At 59.7% G+C, this 16,816-nt stretch carries 12 protein-coding genes; 3 read left to right on the top strand and 9 right to left on the bottom strand.

Features of this window, described 5'->3' with window-relative positions:
- Window positions 1-81 precede the first annotated feature (81 nt).
- Window positions 82-2,739 carry an aminotransferase class III-fold pyridoxal phosphate-dependent enzyme gene (locus tag AC2GXZ_RS26595; RefSeq protein ID WP_483762255.1) on the bottom strand — a complete coding sequence of 886 codons (2,658 nt, stop codon included), beginning with the start codon at window positions 2,737-2,739 and terminating at the stop codon, window positions 82-84.
- 185 nt (window positions 2,740-2,924) lie between these two features.
- Window positions 2,925-3,809: a formyltetrahydrofolate deformylase gene (gene purU / locus AC2GXZ_RS26590; protein ID WP_483762408.1), complete on the bottom strand. Its 885-nt coding sequence runs from the start codon at window positions 3,807-3,809 to the stop codon at window positions 2,925-2,927.
- Window positions 3,810-4,152: 343 nt separating this feature from the next.
- Here purU and AC2GXZ_RS26585 point away from each other — a divergent pair, with 343 nt between their 5' ends.
- A complete protein-coding gene (locus tag AC2GXZ_RS26585; protein ID WP_483762407.1) occupies window positions 4,153-5,160 on the top strand; it encodes a glycoside hydrolase family 5 protein in 1,008 nt (335 codons plus the stop codon).
- A 656-nt stretch (window positions 5,161-5,816) separates the two neighbouring features.
- On the opposite strand, the gene AC2GXZ_RS26580 is transcribed toward AC2GXZ_RS26585, so the two are convergent.
- On the bottom strand, window positions 5,817-6,872 hold the full coding sequence (locus tag AC2GXZ_RS26580) for a lysine-2,3-aminomutase-like protein (RefSeq protein ID WP_483762254.1): 1,056 nt from the start codon (window positions 6,870-6,872) through the stop codon (window positions 5,817-5,819).
- Window positions 6,869-7,933: an EF-P lysine aminoacylase EpmA gene (epmA, locus tag AC2GXZ_RS26575; RefSeq protein WP_483762253.1), complete on the bottom strand. Its 1,065-nt coding sequence runs from the start codon at window positions 7,931-7,933 to the stop codon at window positions 6,869-6,871. Before epmA ends, AC2GXZ_RS26580 begins: the two co-directional genes overlap by 4 nt.
- A 154-nt stretch (window positions 7,934-8,087) precedes the next feature.
- Between epmA and efp the strand changes: the two genes are divergently transcribed.
- On the top strand, window positions 8,088-8,657 hold the full coding sequence (efp, locus tag AC2GXZ_RS26570; RefSeq protein WP_483762252.1) for an elongation factor P: 570 nt from the start codon (window positions 8,088-8,090) through the stop codon (window positions 8,655-8,657).
- Between the two features lie 125 nt (window positions 8,658-8,782).
- Here the strand turns inward: efp and AC2GXZ_RS26565 are convergent, their stop codons facing one another.
- From AC2GXZ_RS26565 to AC2GXZ_RS26545, 5 genes are all read right to left on the bottom strand, one after another.
- Window positions 8,783-10,231, bottom strand: a complete 1,449-nt coding sequence (locus tag AC2GXZ_RS26565; RefSeq protein ID WP_483762251.1) for an efflux transporter outer membrane subunit — start codon at window positions 10,229-10,231, stop codon at window positions 8,783-8,785.
- A 112-nt stretch (window positions 10,232-10,343) separates the two neighbouring features.
- A complete protein-coding gene (locus AC2GXZ_RS26560; protein ID WP_483762250.1) occupies window positions 10,344-13,454 on the bottom strand; it encodes an efflux RND transporter permease subunit in 3,111 nt (1,036 codons plus the stop codon).
- Between the two features lie 32 nt (window positions 13,455-13,486).
- Window positions 13,487-14,719 carry an efflux RND transporter periplasmic adaptor subunit gene (locus AC2GXZ_RS26555; RefSeq protein WP_483762249.1) on the bottom strand — a complete coding sequence of 411 codons (1,233 nt, stop codon included), beginning with the start codon at window positions 14,717-14,719 and terminating at the stop codon, window positions 13,487-13,489.
- 190 nt (window positions 14,720-14,909) lie between these two features.
- A complete protein-coding gene (locus AC2GXZ_RS26550; RefSeq protein WP_483762248.1) occupies window positions 14,910-15,500 on the bottom strand; it encodes a TetR/AcrR family transcriptional regulator in 591 nt (196 codons plus the stop codon).
- Between the two features lie 65 nt (window positions 15,501-15,565).
- Complete coding sequence (locus AC2GXZ_RS26545; protein WP_483762247.1) at window positions 15,566-16,513, bottom strand: phosphoribosylaminoimidazolesuccinocarboxamide synthase; 948 nt, start codon at window positions 16,511-16,513, stop codon at window positions 15,566-15,568.
- Between the two features lie 63 nt (window positions 16,514-16,576).
- Here AC2GXZ_RS26545 and AC2GXZ_RS26540 point away from each other — a divergent pair, with 63 nt between their 5' ends.
- Window positions 16,577-16,810: a hypothetical protein gene (locus AC2GXZ_RS26540; RefSeq protein WP_483762246.1), complete on the top strand. Its 234-nt coding sequence runs from the start codon at window positions 16,577-16,579 to the stop codon at window positions 16,808-16,810.
- The last annotated feature ends 6 nt before the right edge of the window (window positions 16,811-16,816 follow it).

Genomic DNA, 16,816 nt, shown 5'->3' with positions numbered 1-16,816 from the left:
AAATTAAGTTCGCCACATAGCATATTTCTCCGGTCCGCCTAAGTTAGGTGCTGGTCTCTGTCAAACAAGGGTCGGGCGGATTTAAATCTCGACCGGGGTGTTGAGGCCGAGGGCTTCGCTCACCTTTTCGAGGCAAAAGCGGATGCTGGCCTCGCCGGTGCAGAGAGGCGGGAGAAGCAGAAACCGGCCGGTTTCATTCGGCAGATGGAGAATTGTCTCGCCAAGCCGACAGTCAGCGTCGATCAATTCTCCCTTAAGTTGAATTTCCCAGAAAAGACCATGACCCGAGACTGCCAAAGCATGCCTGCTGTCTTCGGCAAGTTGCCGCAGGCCTTTTCCTAGACCCTCGCCCATTGCCGCCGCATTGGCCTGAAGATGTTCGTTGCGAAGAACCTTCAGCGCAGCGAGTGCCGTCGCGACGGCGACGGGAGAGACCGGCGAGGCGAGTGCCGACAGTTGCCGGGCAAAATCGCCGGTGCAGAAGACCGCTGCCAAGGTGCCCCCGTCACAGCTTCCCGCCAGCAGGAAATCCGCCTTCAAGCCCTCACGATCGGCGGCCCACCAGGTGTCGCCAAATCGACCATAACCGGTGCGCGTTTCATCGAGAACGACAAGGTGATGTTCTTTCCTTGCCTCAGCAATCTGCCTGGCAAGGTCAGCCGTGCCGGGCAGCGGTTCGATAACCGAGATGCCGGTCTCAGTCTCACTATTGTCGTGTCCATCGGCCAGGGCTTCCGGCGCGACCTCTGCTGTTTCGGCGTTCTCGTCCTGCAGGTTCCCGGCTGCGGCCGCCGCTTCCCCTTGCGGCCGAGAGGCCACCGCCTGGATTGCCGTCAGGGCCAGATGCCGGTCGGCGAACAGGATGACATTGGCAAGACCCAGGGGCGCGATCTCCAGCAGTTCCTGCCTCAACGCCTGCAAGCCTAAGGCATCGCCACCGGATGCCGCTATCAGCAGATGCTGGCGATAACTTGCCGTGGCGATCGCCGGATGGCCGTGGCCGATCAAGGGAGCGGTTGCGCCGAAATCGAGGAGGATGCGGCCGCTCTCGTCATAGACGAATTCGCGCCATGCCCGCACCATGTGTTTTCCGTCCACCGGTGGCGCATCGCAGTCTATCCCAAGCATTGCGGCCGGCGAGGGAGCCAGATTTCGCCAGATGGCAGCCTCGGATGGCCGGCAGAAAAGTGGCGGCGCATTGTCGGGATCGCGGGAAAGCCTGACCCTGATGCCGCCGGCGGATCCTTCTTCCCCGGCGACCCGGCCAATCACGGCTTGTCGGTCGATCTCCGCTCCCTCGTCGAGATCGGTCCTTACCCCTTCGAGCAGCAGCGTCACGTCTCGGCCACGGATCGACAGGCGCGGCGATGTCTGGGTTACCGTGCCGGAAAAGGGCGCAGCAAGGAGTGTTCCGGCAGGCAAACAGATATCGACATGCAGCGCGACATTGCCCGGCTCTTCACCTTCGCGGGAGATGCTGCTTCCCGATAGTCGGTATTCTCCGTAACGGGTGCTTCCCATGCCGGTTTCCCAGGCGGTCCGGGCAAGAAGCTTCCAGTCGTTATCCGCATTCGTCCAGTTGCCGTCATAAAGCAGGGGGCTCGTTACCCCGAGATCCACCAATGGCACCCGGTCGGCGTCGACTTCGGGCAAGAGCAGGCCAGTGTCGAGCGCTGCCGGCTCGATACTACAGGCCTGCAAAATTGCGGCATGCATGAAGGGTGCCGTGGTCGCGGATGCAATGTTCAAAACCTTTCGGGCCTGCTTCGCCGCCAAACCGGCCTGTTGATCATCACCACTGTGTGCGTGGTGGTTTGCAGCAACGGCTGCGGTGAGTGCTGTTTCTGCAATGACGAGCGGCCAAAGTGCCTCTATTTCACTGGAATTGAGCGGATCGATCGCGTGATAGGCGGCGATGGCGGGCAGGATCGATGTCGGCTCTCCGTCGTGGCTGAACAGAATAAGGGCGCAGGTCTTGGCGAGGGCGGAAACGTACCAACTCGTCGCCAGCCCGCCGAGATCGGTAATGCCGGCCGCACGCCATTCGCCGCTATCTTCGTCGCCGGTCAGTATGTCCAGCGCCAGGCCGGGTATCGTCAAACCAAGACGGAAGTCCGGCGTCAGCGGATGGATGCGCCTGAGCGCGGCGACCATGGCTCTGGCGATAAAGTCCCTGGTCTCCTGATCGGTTACATCTGAAAGCAGCGAAACGGTTCTCGGGCCCGCCTTGCGCAGATCGTCGTCATGTTCTCCATCCCATGCCGACTGGTCGAAATCCACAAGGCTTCTTGCAAGACTTGCAGCCAGCGTTCCAAGCGATGCGCTCGTCACTCTCGACAGCGGGCCGGATGGTGCCGGTGCCGAACCCTCGAGCACGGTCAGCAGGCGAAGAAGCTTTTCTTCGCCGCCGATATTGGCGGCCAGAATGTCGGCACCGTTTTTCGTTGCGACGGGTTCGCAGACGGGGCTGCCATCCGGGCTGCGGATGATATGGCGCATCACCTCATGCTCGATCTGCAGGGAGGCCTCGTCCTGCGGTGCACGAATATCCAGCAGGTAACGCAGATGGCCGTTGTCGACGAGATAGGCTATGCCGCGTGCCTGCTCGACCGGAAAGACCTGGCCTGAAAGCCCCCAATGGTCGCGCAAAAGCTCGTCCACGTGTTCCAGCGGATCGTCGTTCTTCGGAGCCGGGGTTGTGTCGGCAATATCAGGCGTATCGGTCGCGGCGTCGGCCATCCGTATCTCCGGAAACATCGGTAACGGGAGAGGATAGCGCGAGAAAACGCCGCGTCCATAGGACTTCTAGTGGTTGCTGAAACGACATGCAGCCGGTGGCTTGTCGATAAGCCACCGGCTGCAGCAATTCAGAGCCTGCGCCTTGCAGTTTCCGAAAACGATCTCGGTCTTTTAGGCGCTATGCTTCAGCCCATGCGTTCCGATGCGTAGGAGCCGGGGCTCGGCGGGAAAACGACCGTGCGGTTGCCGTTGATGAAGGTGCGGTGATGGATATGGGCGTGGATGGCGCGTGCCAGAACCTGGCTTTCGACGTCGCGGCCGAGCGAAACATAGTCGTCCGGCGACTGCGCGTGGGTAATCCGGGCGACGTCCTGTTCGATGATCGGGCCTTCATCGAGATCGCCGGTGACGTAATGCGCCGTTGCGCCGATCAGCTTCACGCCGCGCTGATAGGCCTGCTTGTAAGGATTGGCGCCTTTGAAGCTCGGCAGGAAGGAGTGATGGATGTTGATGATTTTGCCCGACATCTTTGTGCAGAGCTGGTCGGAGAGAACCTGCATGTAACGCGCCAGAACCACCAGTTCGGTACCGCTCGTCTCAACGACCTCCATCAACTGCGCTTCGGCCTGCGGCTTGTTCTCTTTGGTCACCTTGATGTGGTGGAAGGGGATGTCGTTGTTGACGACCAGTTTCTGGTAATCGAAATGATTGGAGACGACGCCAACGATATCGATCGGCAAGGCACCGATCTTCCAGCGATAGAGAAGGTCGTTGAGGCAGTGTCCGAAGCGGGACACCATCAGCAGCACCTTCATCCGGTCGGCCGAATCGAAGACGTCCCATTCCATCCCGAATTTCAGGGCGATCGGCGTGAATCCGTCGACCAGGACATCGCGGGCGGCGCCTTCTTCGGAGATGAAGCTGACGCGCATGAAGAACTTGCCGGTATCCAGGTCGTCGAACTGCGAACTATCGATGATATTGCAGCCCTTGTCGGCCAAAAAGCCTGATATCGCGGCCACGATGCCTCGCGTGGATGTGCACGATACGGTCAGGACATAGCTCTTCATCATCGACAGTTTCCCCTGCAGGTCAATTTGCGGCAATGACCTATACGCCAAGGCGGCACGATTGGAACCGTGTCGATGATCCTAAGACCAGATTTTTCCCCGACGCTTGCCATCACCTCCTGCCGCGTCACATTAGGCAGGGCGGCGCAAAATTCCGTTCCGGTTGCGCCTTTGGCAGGCGCATACCCGTCGCCGGCGACGTGGAAATCCCCGTCGTTCTTTTATTAGCGATTTTATAAGCTGGTAATGCGAGGTTTGCGTCGCGAAGCGGAGAAACGATGTGACAAGACGCTCGACAGGATACGGACCCCAATATCGCCTCAAACGTCGATGCGGCACAGGGCTGCTGGCTGGCGCCCTGGCCTGCGCGGCGGTCACCGCCGGGCCGGCGCAGTCTGCCGACTGCATGAGAGGCATCAATCTCGCCGGCGCGGAATTTGGCAGCATCGGCCAGCCCTATGGCGAGGGCTACACCTATCCGTCCGACACAACGATCGCGTATTTTCACGACAAGGGCTTTGGCGGCGTGCGGCTGCCCTTCCTGTGGGAACGCCTGCAACCCAAGCTCTACGACAAGTTTGATGCGGCCGAGATGCGGCGGCTCAGGTCGACGGTCAAGGCGATCCTGTCGGCCGGAATGCAGGTCATCATCGATCCGCACAATTATGCCCGTTATCAGGATCAGCTGATCGGCTCGGATGCCGTGCCACAAAGTGCATTTTCCGATTTCTGGCGGCGGCTGGCGACCATGTTCGCAAACCAGGACGGCATCGTTTTCGGGCTGATGAACGAACCCTATGGGATCTCGGCGGAGGACTGGCTGTCAGCAGCCAATGGTGCGATCGCTTCGATCCGCCAGACCGGCGCCAAGAACCTGATCCTCGTGCCGGGCACGTCATGGACCGGGGCGCATAGCTGGAATGGCGGAGATTATGGTACGCCGAATGGCAGCGTGATGACCGGCATCGCAGATCCGTCCGGCAATTTCGCCTATGAAGTTCATCAATACATGGATGTCGACTTTTCGGGAAAGAACGACGAATGCAGCCGTGCGGCGGATGCCGTCAAAGCCGTCGGCGCGATGGGCGACTGGCTGGCAAGCCAGGGGCGCCGCGGTTTTCTCGGCGAATTCGCCGTGCCGACCGCACCGAGCTGCCAACAGGCGCTGAAAGACATGGTTGCGGTCGTCGAAAGCCGGCCGGATGTCTGGCTCGGCTGGTCCTACTGGGCCGCCGGCGACTGGTGGAAACCGTCCGAACCGCTCAACATCCAGCCGACAGATAGCGGCGACCGGCCGCAGATGCAGACCCTGCAGAGCTATTTCGGCGACCGCAAAAGCTGCGGCGGTTGATACGAGGGATTGCCGTTCAGCCGTTCGCTTCAATTCGGCAGTGCTCTCCCTTATAGGAAAGTTACAAAATCAACGCTTGGCTTTAACCAAGTGCTGGATCTTGTTGTTGACCGGTCAGCCCCGGTACATCGCCAATGGAGGCAACGGGGAAATGTTTGACCTCACCTTCAACAAAATCAACCGCATGCATAAAATTTCATCCCCGCTCTTCGAACCTGTGCCCATAATCTCCTCGCTTCCATCGCCGGAGTGTTTCGCGAGACGTTCGCGGGCAGGTGGGGGCCGGCGCTTTCGTTCGAACCGTAACGTGCGGCAAGGGCGAAAGGGGTGAAACTCACGGGAGCGGGCAACCGCTTCTGATCAAGCCTTCCCCTGGCAGCCGTGCCGGGTTCGGTTGAGCCGTCCAAGCGCAAGAGAGATTTTGCGTGCAGCGAGGCGAGAGGATCATCCGTAGGGACCGGAAGTCCCGAAAAGACGCCGAAGGCCACGCATATGCGGAGCCACATTTTTTACATTCCAAAGAGGTTCCGCATATGCGTGCGCTTCTCCGGATTGTTCGATGACCACCGCGGCAGATTTCTGCGCGGGGATGGATTGTGCCTGCGCGGGCCGAAATCGCTCAGGGGATAGCTTGCCGGTGCCGAGGCATGAAAGGATCAAGACACCTTTTCCGGCGGGTAACGATGCTCGCCGCCGCGGAAATCGCTGACCGAATAACAGCCGCCATCGCCGCGGACGGCACTTTCGCCGATCACCGCCTTGCCGTGGCCGCCGGGGATATCGAGGACATAAGTCGGCTGACAGAGGCCGGAAATGGTGCCGCGGAGCGCCGAGACGATCTTCTGGCCCTCTTTTATGTCGAGGCGGAAATGGCCGGTGCCCGGTGCGAGATCCGGATGGTGCAGGTAATAGGGCTTTATCCGCGTCTCGACAAAAGCCTTCATCAATTCGCCCAGCACGGCGGGGTCGTCGTTTACACCCTTCAGCAGTACGGTCTGGCTTACCATCGGAAAACCGGCATCGACCAGTCTTGCGCAAGCCGCCCGCGCTTCAGGTGTCATCTCGCGCGGATGGTTGGCGTGGAGAGCGATATAGATGGTCTTGCCGCTTTCCTTCAGCGCTGCAATCAGCGCATCATCTATATGGTCGGGCTCAACGACCGGTACCCGACTGTGGAACCGGACGATCTTCACATGGTCGATCTTCGCCAGCCCGCGCATGATTTCGGCAAGTCGGCGTGGCGAAAGCACCAGCGGGTCGCCGCCGGTCAGGATCACTTCCCAGATCTCGGAATGCTCGCGGATATAGTCGAAGGCGGAGGCCAGTTCACCTGGCGACAGCATGCCGTCACCCTGCGGCCCGACCATTTCCCGGCGGAAGCAGAAGCGGCAATAGACCGGGCAGACATGCACGGCCTTCAACAGCACGCGGTCGGGATAACGATGGACGATGCCTTTGATCGGGCTGTGGGCGTCGTCGCCGATCGGGTCGGCGTCTTCCTGCTGCGTCGTCACGAGTTCTGCGGCATCCGGGACGAACTGCCGGGCAATCGGATCATTGGGGTCTGCAGGGTCGATCAGTGACAGAATGGTCGGCGTGATGGCGATCGCGTAGCGGTCGGCCACAGTGCGGATGGCGTCAAGCCGTTCGCCTGTCACCAGGCCGGCTGCCTGCAGTTCATCCGGCGTCTTCAGTGGCCGGGCGGTACTCACGCTATCACCTCCGCCACCGGCGCCCACATGACCTGTTCGATGCGGGTCGCGCCGGTCGCCAGCATTGCCAGCCGGTCGAAGCCAAGGGCCGCACCGCTTGCCTCGGGCATGGCGGCGAGTGCTGCCAGAAAATCCTCGTCGATCGGATAGGTCTCGCCATAGATGCGGGCCTTCTCGGCCATTTCATGCTCGAAGCGGCGGCGCTGCTCGCCGGCATCGGTCAATTCGCCAAAGGCGTTGGCAAGTTCGACACCACAGGCGTAAAGCTCGAAGCGCTCCGCCACCCGAGGATCGCTGGCAGATGGCCTGGCGAGTGCTGCTTCACAAACCGGGTATTCGCAGAGGATCGTTGCGCGATCCTTGCCAAGATGCGGCTCGATCTTGTCGACCAGAACCTTGCTGAACAGATCGGCCCAGGTGTCGTCTTCGGCAACCCGAATTCCGGCCTGCCGCACGGCACCGGCCAGAAGGTCGCGGTCCGTTTCCCCGGAAATTGAGACCGACGACAGAAGATCAATATCTGCGAAGCGGTCGAAGGCTTCGGCCAGCGTCAACCGTTCCGGTTCGGCAAATGGATCGGTTTCCATGCCGCGGAAACAAAAGTACCTGGTGCCGGTGGTTTCGGCTGCAAGCTTCAGAATGTCGGCACAATCGGCCATCAGCTGTTCGTAGCTCTCGCCCACCCGGTACCATTCCAGCATGGTGAATTCCGGATGATGCAGTGGTCCACGCTCACGGTTGCGATAGACATGGGCGAAGGTGAAGATGCGCTGTTCGCCCGCCGCCAGAAGCTTCTTGGCAGCAAATTCCGGCGAGGTATGGAGGTAGAGCGGTGCTGCACGGCCGTCGATCGTCAGAGCCTCGGTTGCAAAAGCATGAAGATGGGTCTCATTGCCTGGCGAGACCTGCAATGTAGCCGTATCGACCTCGATGAAGTCGCATTGACCGAAGTGAGCGCGCAAAGCGGACTGGATCCTGTTGCGGCCCAGCAGGAACGGCCGGCGGTCCGCATGGAGGTTCGGTGTCCACCAGGGGGATGGTGATGCGCCGGGGCGGTTCATGGGCGGAGCTTCCTTCGCGGCGTCGGCCAATGCCGGGGCTGGCTATTTAACGGATTTTGCGGTAGTTGCGCCGACAAGGAAACCTGAAAAGCATCTATACGGCCATTTCCGCCAGTCCTCTACGACGTGGCCGGCCGAGTTACAAGGAAGTCTTATGGTCAAGGTCATCGCCTCGTCTGTCCGCAAGGGCAACGTTCTCGAAGTAGACGGCAAGCTTTACGTGGTTCTCACTGCCGAGAACTTTCATCCCGGCAAGGGCACGCCCGTCACCCAGGTCAACATGCGCCGCATCGTCGACGGCGTGAAGGTTGCCGAGCGCTGGCGTACGACCGAACAGGTCGAGCGCGCCTTCGTCGAAGACGTCAACTTCCAGTTCCTCTATGAAGATGGCGAAGGCTTCCACTTCATGAACCCGGAAAATTATGACCAGATCGTCGTCGACGTCGATACGATGGGCGACCAGAAGGCTTATCTGCAGGAAGGCATGACCTGCATCCTGTCGATGCACGAAGGCGTTGCGCTCGCATTGCAGCTGCCGCGTCACGTCACTCTCGAAATCACCGAGACGGAACCGGTCGTCAAGGGGCAGACGGCTTCGTCGTCCTACAAGCCGGCAATGCTGTCCAACGGCATTCGCACCGCCGTCCCGCCGCATATCGATGCAGGCACCCGCGTCGTCATCGCAACGGAAGACAATTCCTACGTCGAGCGCGCCAAGAACTGATTATATTGCCGGGGCATCGTCCCCGGCCTTGTTACCAGGGCATGAAAAAACCTCCGAAGCCAAGCTCCGGAGGTTTTTTGTTGGTTTGCAGAAAGATTAAGAGGGCCGGAAATCCGGCCCATAACTCAATCCTTGACGACCTTGGCAGAGGCAACTTCGGTTGCCTTGGCGGAACCGACGGCATAACCGCCACCGATCGCAACGTTGAGGGCGACATAGTCCTTCGCCATCTGCTGTACGGCCGCTGCGAGGCTCTGCTGGGCGTCGGAGACCTGACGCTGTGCATCGAGAACGTCGAGCAGCGAGGATGCGCCGTCGCGATAGCTTGCGGTCGCGAGCTCAAGAGCTTCCTGGTAGGACCTGACCGTCTGGCGATAGGCGGCAACGGTGCGACCGTCACGCGAATAGGACGCCAGAGCGTTCTCGACTTCCTCGACTGCGCCGAGAACCGTCTGTTTCCAAGACAGGTAAGCTTCCCGTGCCGCGGATTCGGACGAGGAAACGTTTGCCCGCAGCGCACCGCCATCGAAGATCGGCAGGCTGAGCGACGGGCCGAACGACCAGGACAGCAAACCGGCTTCGGCATTGCCAGCCTTGGCGTAGGATGGCGTGATCGAGCCGCCGAGCGTGATCGACGGGTAGAGCTGAGCTTCCGCCACGCCGATATTGGCAACGGCTGCCGCCAGCTGGCGTTCAGACGCACGGATATCGGGGCGGTTGCGGACCAGGTCAGCCGGGATACCGGCCTTGGCGCTGAAGCGCGGAACCGGCTGATGACCACCGCGTTGCATTTCGCCAACCAGCGCTCCGGCAGGCTGGGCAAGCAGTGTTGCCAGGCTGTGTGCCGAGACGCGGAAGGAGGCTTCGATGCCCGGAACGCCAGCAAGTGTCGAGTTGACCAGACCTTCAGCCTGCACGACGTCGAGACGCGAAGCGGCGCCGGCATCGAGCTGCAGCTTGGTGAGGTTCAAGGTCTCGCGACGGGACTTGAGGTTGTCGTTCGAGATCTTCAGCAGTTCCTGGTAGTAGCGGGCGTCGATATAGGCGCCTGCGACCGAGGAGAGAAGCGAAAGCCTTGCAACGTCGACGCTGGCGTAAGAGGCATCGAGGTTTGCGAGGGCTGCTTCCTTCGACCGGCGGTAAAGTCCGAAAAGGTCGAGGAACCAGCTTGCTGTGGCACCGCCGCTGACGCTGGTACGGGCTGAAGTGGCCGATGCCGCGCCTGCATTGCCGCCGATATCCTTGGTGCCGCTACGGCCGGCGTCTGCCGAAACATCAAGTGCCGGCAAACCGCCCGCACCCGCGGTGATGACACTTGCCTGTGCCTGGTTGATACGCTCAAGAGCCTGGAGGATATCGAGGTTCTGAGAGAGGCCGTCGGCTACGTAACCGTTCAGCCGCTTGTCGGAAAATGCCGTCCACCAGTCTTTCTTGGAAACGTCGCCATTGCTCGTCGCCGATCCCTCACCAAACTTCGCCGGCAGGGAAACCTGCGGCGCCGTGTGGTCGGGACCAAGCGTGCAGCTGGACAACAGAAGCAGAATGAGCGGGGCGGCTGCGCGAGTGGAAATCATATTTTGTCCCAAAGCCCTTACTAACAAAGTCCGCACGTCGCGGAGCAGACACTATTGAACTGGCAAGCAGAATCAGATTCGCCAGCCAAAAGCCATCGATCCGTTATCGCATTTAAACAGTCTTCTCCTGTTTTTCACGATTTGATAACCGCCTGACGACCACAAAGAACGTCGGAACGAAGAAAATTCCGATGAGTGTTGCAGAAAGCATACCACCGAGGACGCCGATGCCGATTGCGTTCTGGGCAGCTGACCCTGCGCCGGTGGCGGTTGCGAGTGGCACGACGCCGAGAATGAAGGCGAGCGAGGTCATGATGATCGGGCGCAGACGCAGTTTTGCAGCCGTCAGCGCCGCCTCGATCAGGCCCATTCCGGCCGCCTGACGGTCCTTGGCGAATTCCACGATCAGGATCGCGTTCTTTGCCGCCAGACCGATCGTCGTCAGCAGGCCGACCTTGAAGTACACATCGTTGGACTGGCCGAGGAAATGCGCCGCAGCCAATGCGCCGAGCACGCCGATCGGAACCGCAAGGATGACCGAGAACGGAATGGACCAGCTTTCGTAGAGCGCTGCGAGGCAAAGGAATACGATCAGCACCGATAGGGCATAAAGCATCGGCGCCTGGGAGCCGGACAGGCGTTCCTGATAAGAAATGCCCTGCCACGCGACGGTGTAGCCACCGTCCATCTGCGCAACGAGACGTTCGACCTCGTTCATGGCGTCACCGGAGCTGATGCCCGCTGCTGCGGCGCCTTCCATGGAGTAGGCGGTGACGGCATTGTAGGCCGAGAGCGAGGGCAGGCCGTTTATCCATTTGGTATCGGTGAACGATGAGAAGGGTACCATCTCGTTGTCGGAGTTGCGGGCATCCCAATATTTGAGATCTTCCGCCTGCATACGATAGGGCGCTTCACCCTGCACATAGACATGCTTGATCTTGTTGTTGAGGGTGAAGTCGTTGACGCGGCTACCGGCAAAGATGGTCGTCAGCATGGAGTTTGCATCGGAAATTCCGACACCCATGGCGCTCAGCTTTTCCTGGTCGAGGATAAGCTTCACCTGACTTTCCTCGTCACGGTCGTTGGCGCGCATGCCGCTGATCACGCCGCTTGAATTGGCCGATGCGATCAACTGTTTGGAGGCAAGTGCCAGCGCATCTGCGCCGTGATTGCCGGTGTCGACCAGATACATGGAAAAGCCGCTGGAGGTGCCCATGCCCTGAATGGCCGGCGGCAAAAGCGGGAAAACCTGGGCTTCGCGGATGGTGAAGAAATACCCCATGGCCCGCTGCACGATTGCGGCGGCGCCAAGCTTGGTATCGGTACGTTCATCGAAAGGTTTCAGGCTGGCGAAGACGATGGCGTTGTTCTGCCCTTGCCCGGCGAAGCTGAAGCCGTTGACGGCAAAGACGGAGTCGACAGCGTCCTTCTCCTTGTCGAGATAGTAGTTCTCGACCTTCTCGATGACCTGTTGCGTCTGGGCGGCGGTCGCGCCGTTGGGCAACTGGACGATCGTCATCAAAGCTCCCTGGTCTTCCTGAGGGAGGAACGAGGAGGGCAGGCGCATGAAGAGATAGGCGCATCCACCGACGATGACGGCGAACATAAGCATGACCCGTACCGGTCGCTTCAGCAGGTAGCCTACGGAACCGACATAGCCGTTGGTCGTGTGATCGAAGCCGCGATTGAACCACGCGCCCAGGCCGCGGCCCTTCTTTTCGTGGTTGGTAGGCTTCAGGATCGTGGCGCATAGGGCCGGCGTCAAAACGAGGGCGACCAGTGCCGAAAGCAGCATGGCAGACACGATGGTTATCGAAAACTGCCGATAGATGATGCCGGTCGATCCACCGAAAAAGGCCATCGGAATAAAGACAGCAGTCAAGACAAGCGCGATGCCGACGATGGCGCCGGTAATCTCGCCCATCGACTTTTCCGTGGCTTCAAGCGGGCCGAGGCCCTCTTCTTCCATGATGCGCTCGACATTCTCGACGACGACAATGGCATCGTCGACAAGCAGGCCGATCGCAAGAACCATGGCGAACATGGTCAATGTGTTGATCGAGTAGCCAGTGACCGCGAGAATGCCGAACGTTCCGAGCAAGACCACAGGAACGGCGATCATCGGGATCAAGGTGGCGCGGAAATTCTGCAGGAACACAAGAAGCACGACGAAGACGAGGATGATCGCTTCGATCAGGGTGTGGATCACCTTCTCGATCGACAAGGATACGAACGGCGTCGTGTCATAGGGATAGATGATTTTGACGTTGGCCGGCAGGCTGGGCGCGATCTGCGCCATCTTGCCCTTGACGATCGCCGCCGTGTCGAGCGCGTTGGCGCCGGTCGCCAGGTTGACGGCAAAACCGGATGCCGGCTGCCGGTCGGAACGCGAGGTCGTCGTGTAGCTTTCCTGGCCGATTTCGACACGTGCAACGTCGCTCAGACGAACATTGGCACCGCTCGTATTGACCCTCAGGATGATGCGCTCGAAATCGGAAACGGTGGTCAGCTGGCTCTGCGCTGTCATCGTGACATTGAGCTGCTGGCCTTCGACCGCCGGCAGGTCGCCGACCGAACCGACGGAAACCTGGGTGTTCTGCGATTCGATCGCAGCAGTTACATCGGCCGGGGTCAGCTGGAACTTCTTCAGCTTAAAGGGGTCGAGCCAGACGCGCATCGCAAAGGCCGAGCCGAAGGCATTGATGCTGCCGACGCCTTCGAGCCGCTTTACCTGGTCTTCGATCTGAGACGAGAAAATGTCACCGAGATCGGCAGAGGACCTTTTGCCGTCGGTCGAAACAAGCGCACCGACGAGCAGGATGCTCGATGTCGACTTGGTGACTTCGATACCAAGCTGCTGAACAATCGACGGCAGCTGCGATGTGACCAGCTGCAGTTTGTTCTGCACCTGAACCTGGGCGATGTCGGGATCGACGCTGTTGTCGAAGGTCAGCGTGATCGAGGCAGAGCCGGTCGTCGAGGACGAGGTCATATAGGTCAGGCCATCAAGGCCTGTCATGCCGTCCTCGACGATCTGCGTCACCGTCTTGCGGACGGTGTCGGCACTTGCGCCGGTATAGCTTGCGCTGATGCGGACCGTCGGGGGTGCGACTTCCGGATATTGCGAGATTGAAAGTGTGCTGATCGCGAGCGCGCCGCCCAGCATGATGACGATGGCGATGACCCATGCAAAGATCGGCCGCCGGATGAAGAATCTAGCCATGTTCTAATTCCTGATCACGGATTGCGGGCGGGTCACGATTTGGGGGCCGGTGTGGCCTGACCGCCGGCCGGCGCCGGTTTGTCGATGACGAAGCCTTTTGCATCGATCTCGGCCGGTATCGGGTTGACGGTGGCATTGTCGGCAATCCACTGGAAGCCGTCGACGATCAGCTTATCGCCGTCTGCAACGCCGTCATTGACCAGCCAGTTATTGCCGGACAGCCTGCTTGACCGGAAGGTGCGCGTCTCGACCTTATTGTCGGCGGTGACGAACTTCGCCGTCAATTCGCCATTGGCATTGCGCCCTGCCGCCCGCTGCGGAATGGCATAACCACTATCCTTGCCGACGGTAATCGTCGCGCGGACAAACATGCCCGGCAGGATCAGATCGTCGGGGTTGTCGAACAGGGTGCGGATCGAAACCGTACCGGTCGTGGTGCTGACGGCCATTTCCGACATGTCGAGCTTGCCGACCTTGGGATATTCCGAGCCATCTTCCAGCGTCAGGCGAATATCGGTCCTGTCGGTGGGAAGATCATGCTTCTTGTTGTCGGCGGCGATCGCGTCCCGCAGCCGCAGAAGGTTGACGCTCGATTCATTGAGCTGGATATAGATCGGGTCGATCTGCCGCAGCGTCATCAACGAATCCGTCTGGCTGGCGGTGACGACATTGCCGACCGAGAAGTTGGTCGCCGAGGTGACGCCGTCAAACGGCGCGCGGATCTCGGTGAAATCCTGGCTGATCTGCGCCGTCTGAAGGGAAGCCTTTGCTTCGGCGACCGATGCCTTGGCCTGCAGCAGGGTCGTCTGGGCGGTTTCGTATTCCTGCTGCGATGCACCGCTATTGGCGAGCCGCTCGTAGCGCTGGAGATTGGCTTCGGCGGCCGGGACGCTCACTTCCGCCTTTTCGACCGTCGCCTGGGCTTCGGCCAGTGCTGCCAGGTTGGTGTCGTCATCGATCTTGTAAAGAAGGTCTCCCGCCTTGACGAAGCTGCCCTCCTTCACCTGGATCTGCTTGATGACGCCGCCAACGCGAGGCCTGATCTCAGCGCTGCGGAAAGCTTCCGCGCGTCCGGAAAGAACGGATGTCAGCGGCTGTTCGGTCTTGGTTATCGTCACGACGCTGACCGGCTGCGGTGGGCGTTGCGCATCGGCCTGGCCAGCCGCTTGTCCTGAGCCGCCGCCCGAATCGCTGCAGGCCGCAACGGCGAGTGCCAGAAAGGCGAGGGAAATGGCAGAAGTCAGATTGGGCTTATATCCGGTCATGGTGTCGTCCTAAACCAGGCGGTTGATCACAATCGCACAAGGGCGGCATTGCGACATAAAATCGTTCTTACGAGATCCGGATCGGCTTTTCTTGATCCCGAATCCCGCAACGGAGAAAGTGACGTAATTTATGAAACGTCACTTTACAAGTTAATTTCACGACAGGATTGCCGAACGGACTTCTGTTGCCTCAACAGCGCAAGGCAGTCTCGATCAATTCCACCAGCCCGTCGCAGCGTTCCATCAGTTCGTCTTCCTCGGCATGCATCAGCAAAATCGGATGTAATATGGCAGCAAAAGCCAATCCGACAATGTGGGCAAAGGTCCGGTCGGTGCGACAATGATAGATGCCGGCTTCCACGCCGTCAGCGATGAGATTAACGAAAAGCTGGTCGATCCTGTCTTTGTAATGCTGGCCGCTCGGCAGATCCGTGAGGGATATCTGCATCAGCATTTCGAACAGGTGACGGTTTTCCCGGATATCGGCCAGATGGACGTCCATCAGCTGGCGGACCGCCAGCGCCAATCCTTGAGACGGCGCAGCTGATGCCCGAGCCGCTTCGAAGCGGGCGATCATATGAACTATATGGCGGTTGCAGATGGCGTCGATCAGGGCCGGTTTGGAGCTGAAATGTTTGAAGACATTGGCCGGCGACATGCCGAGCTTTGCCGCGACATTGGCGATCGAAAATCTCGCGGCACCGTGATCCCGCAGCAGCTCTTCGGCTGCTGTCAGGATATCTTCCCGGGTTTCTTCCGCCTTGCGTCTCGGTTTTCGCATTGTGCCCCCACCAGCCCCCAGCGCGAATGCCAGTTCGCTCCGTTTTCCGTTCGGTCCTTGCGGCCTCAAGCCTTGAAATAGGGTTCAAGATTGGTGCGGACACGGGCCAATACGGTTTCGCCGGTTTCGTCGGACAAAAACTGCTGGCCGGTAATCATCTCAAAGGCGCGGCGATAAACTGCCGAGGTTTGACCAATCAGATCGGCCGGGATGGCGGGAAGGTCGTCCTTGTAGGGATCGCAACGCTCCACGACCCAGGCCCGGATGAAGTCCTTGTCGAAGCTTTCCGGCCGGCCGCCGGTGCGAAACGCCTCGTCATAACTTTTCGCCATCCAGTAGCGGCTGCTGTCAGGTGTATGGATCTCGTCGGCGAGAATGATGTTGCCGTCCTCGTCCGTGCCGAACTCATATTTGGTGTCGACGAGGATGAGGCCGCGTTTGGCTGCCATTTCCTGGCCACGGGCAAACAGCGCCAGCGCATGGTTCGAGACCGTCTCCCACTGTTCCTGTGTCAGCAATTTGTGGCCGATAATGTCGGCCGGCGTGAGAGGCTCGTCATGGCCGCCATCAAAGGCCTTGCTGGTCGGGGTGATTACCGGGTGGGGCAGGATCTGATTATCCTTCATCCCGTCCGGCAGGTCGAGCCCGTACATCCTGCGCTCACCCTTCTTATAGAGAGTGAGAAGCGATGTGCCGGTCGTGCCGGCCAGATAACCGCGCACGACGATCTCGACCGGCAGGATGTCCAGGCGCTTTCCGACCACGACGTTCGGGTCGGGATAGGCGATCACGTGATTGGGGCAGATATCCTTTGTCGCCTCGAACCAGTAACGCGCCGTCTGCGTCAATATATGGCCCTTGTCGGGAATGCAGGTGATGATCCTGTCGAAAGCGCTCAGCCGATCCGTGGCAATGATGATGCGCTCACCCGTCGGCAGGTCGTAGTTTTCGCGGACCTTGCCGCGGTAATAGCTGGGAAGTTCGGGAATGAAGGCTTCGTCTAGGATGCGCACGGCCGTAGCTTTCGTAACAAGGCCCATAGGGGCGGGGCTATATATAGAGGTGTCCGCTATCGCATGTTTTCGCCGGCCCAGACAAGGTTTGCGGTATCGGATGTGATCGCTTCACGGTTCACGACGCTTCTCGCGCCGGCGGGAGTGCATGACAGCCAAGGTGCCATGGTTTCCATATGGTTAATGGCGCCTATTGCGGCAGATATCATGATTTCCCATTTAAAATCAGTCTCTTATGATTTTCTTGAAGTTTCTGCGACGGTTGGTGTTGACTTAGAAAAGGGGTTCCGCCTATAACCCGCT

This window comes from Aliirhizobium sp. YIM B11859 (genome assembly GCF_057163345.1).
This window is presented reverse-complemented; position numbering and strand designations above follow the sequence as displayed.

Bases quoted from the DNA above. Each gene is read 5' to 3' on its own strand.
- AC2GXZ_RS26595 (WP_483762255.1), bottom strand. From the start codon at position 2,739: ATGGCCGACGCCGCGACCGATACGCCTGATATTGCCGACACAACCCCG.
- purU (WP_483762408.1), bottom strand. From the start codon at position 3,809: ATGAAGAGCTATGTCCTGACCGTATCGTGCACATCCACGCGAGGCATC.
- epmA (WP_483762253.1), bottom strand. From the start codon at position 7,933: ATGAACCGCCCCGGCGCATCACCATCCCCCTGGTGGACACCGAACCTC.
- efp (WP_483762252.1), top strand. From the start codon at position 8,088: ATGGTCAAGGTCATCGCCTCGTCTGTCCGCAAGGGCAACGTTCTCGAA.
- AC2GXZ_RS26565 (WP_483762251.1), bottom strand. From the start codon at position 10,231: ATGATTTCCACTCGCGCAGCCGCCCCGCTCATTCTGCTTCTGTTGTCC.
- AC2GXZ_RS26560 (WP_483762250.1), bottom strand. From the start codon at position 13,454: ATGGCTAGATTCTTCATCCGGCGGCCGATCTTTGCATGGGTCATCGCC.
- AC2GXZ_RS26555 (WP_483762249.1), bottom strand. From the start codon at position 14,719: ATGACCGGATATAAGCCCAATCTGACTTCTGCCATTTCCCTCGCCTTT.
- AC2GXZ_RS26550 (WP_483762248.1), bottom strand. From the start codon at position 15,500: ATGCGAAAACCGAGACGCAAGGCGGAAGAAACCCGGGAAGATATCCTG.
- AC2GXZ_RS26540 (WP_483762246.1), top strand. From the start codon at position 16,577: ATGTTTTCGCCGGCCCAGACAAGGTTTGCGGTATCGGATGTGATCGCT.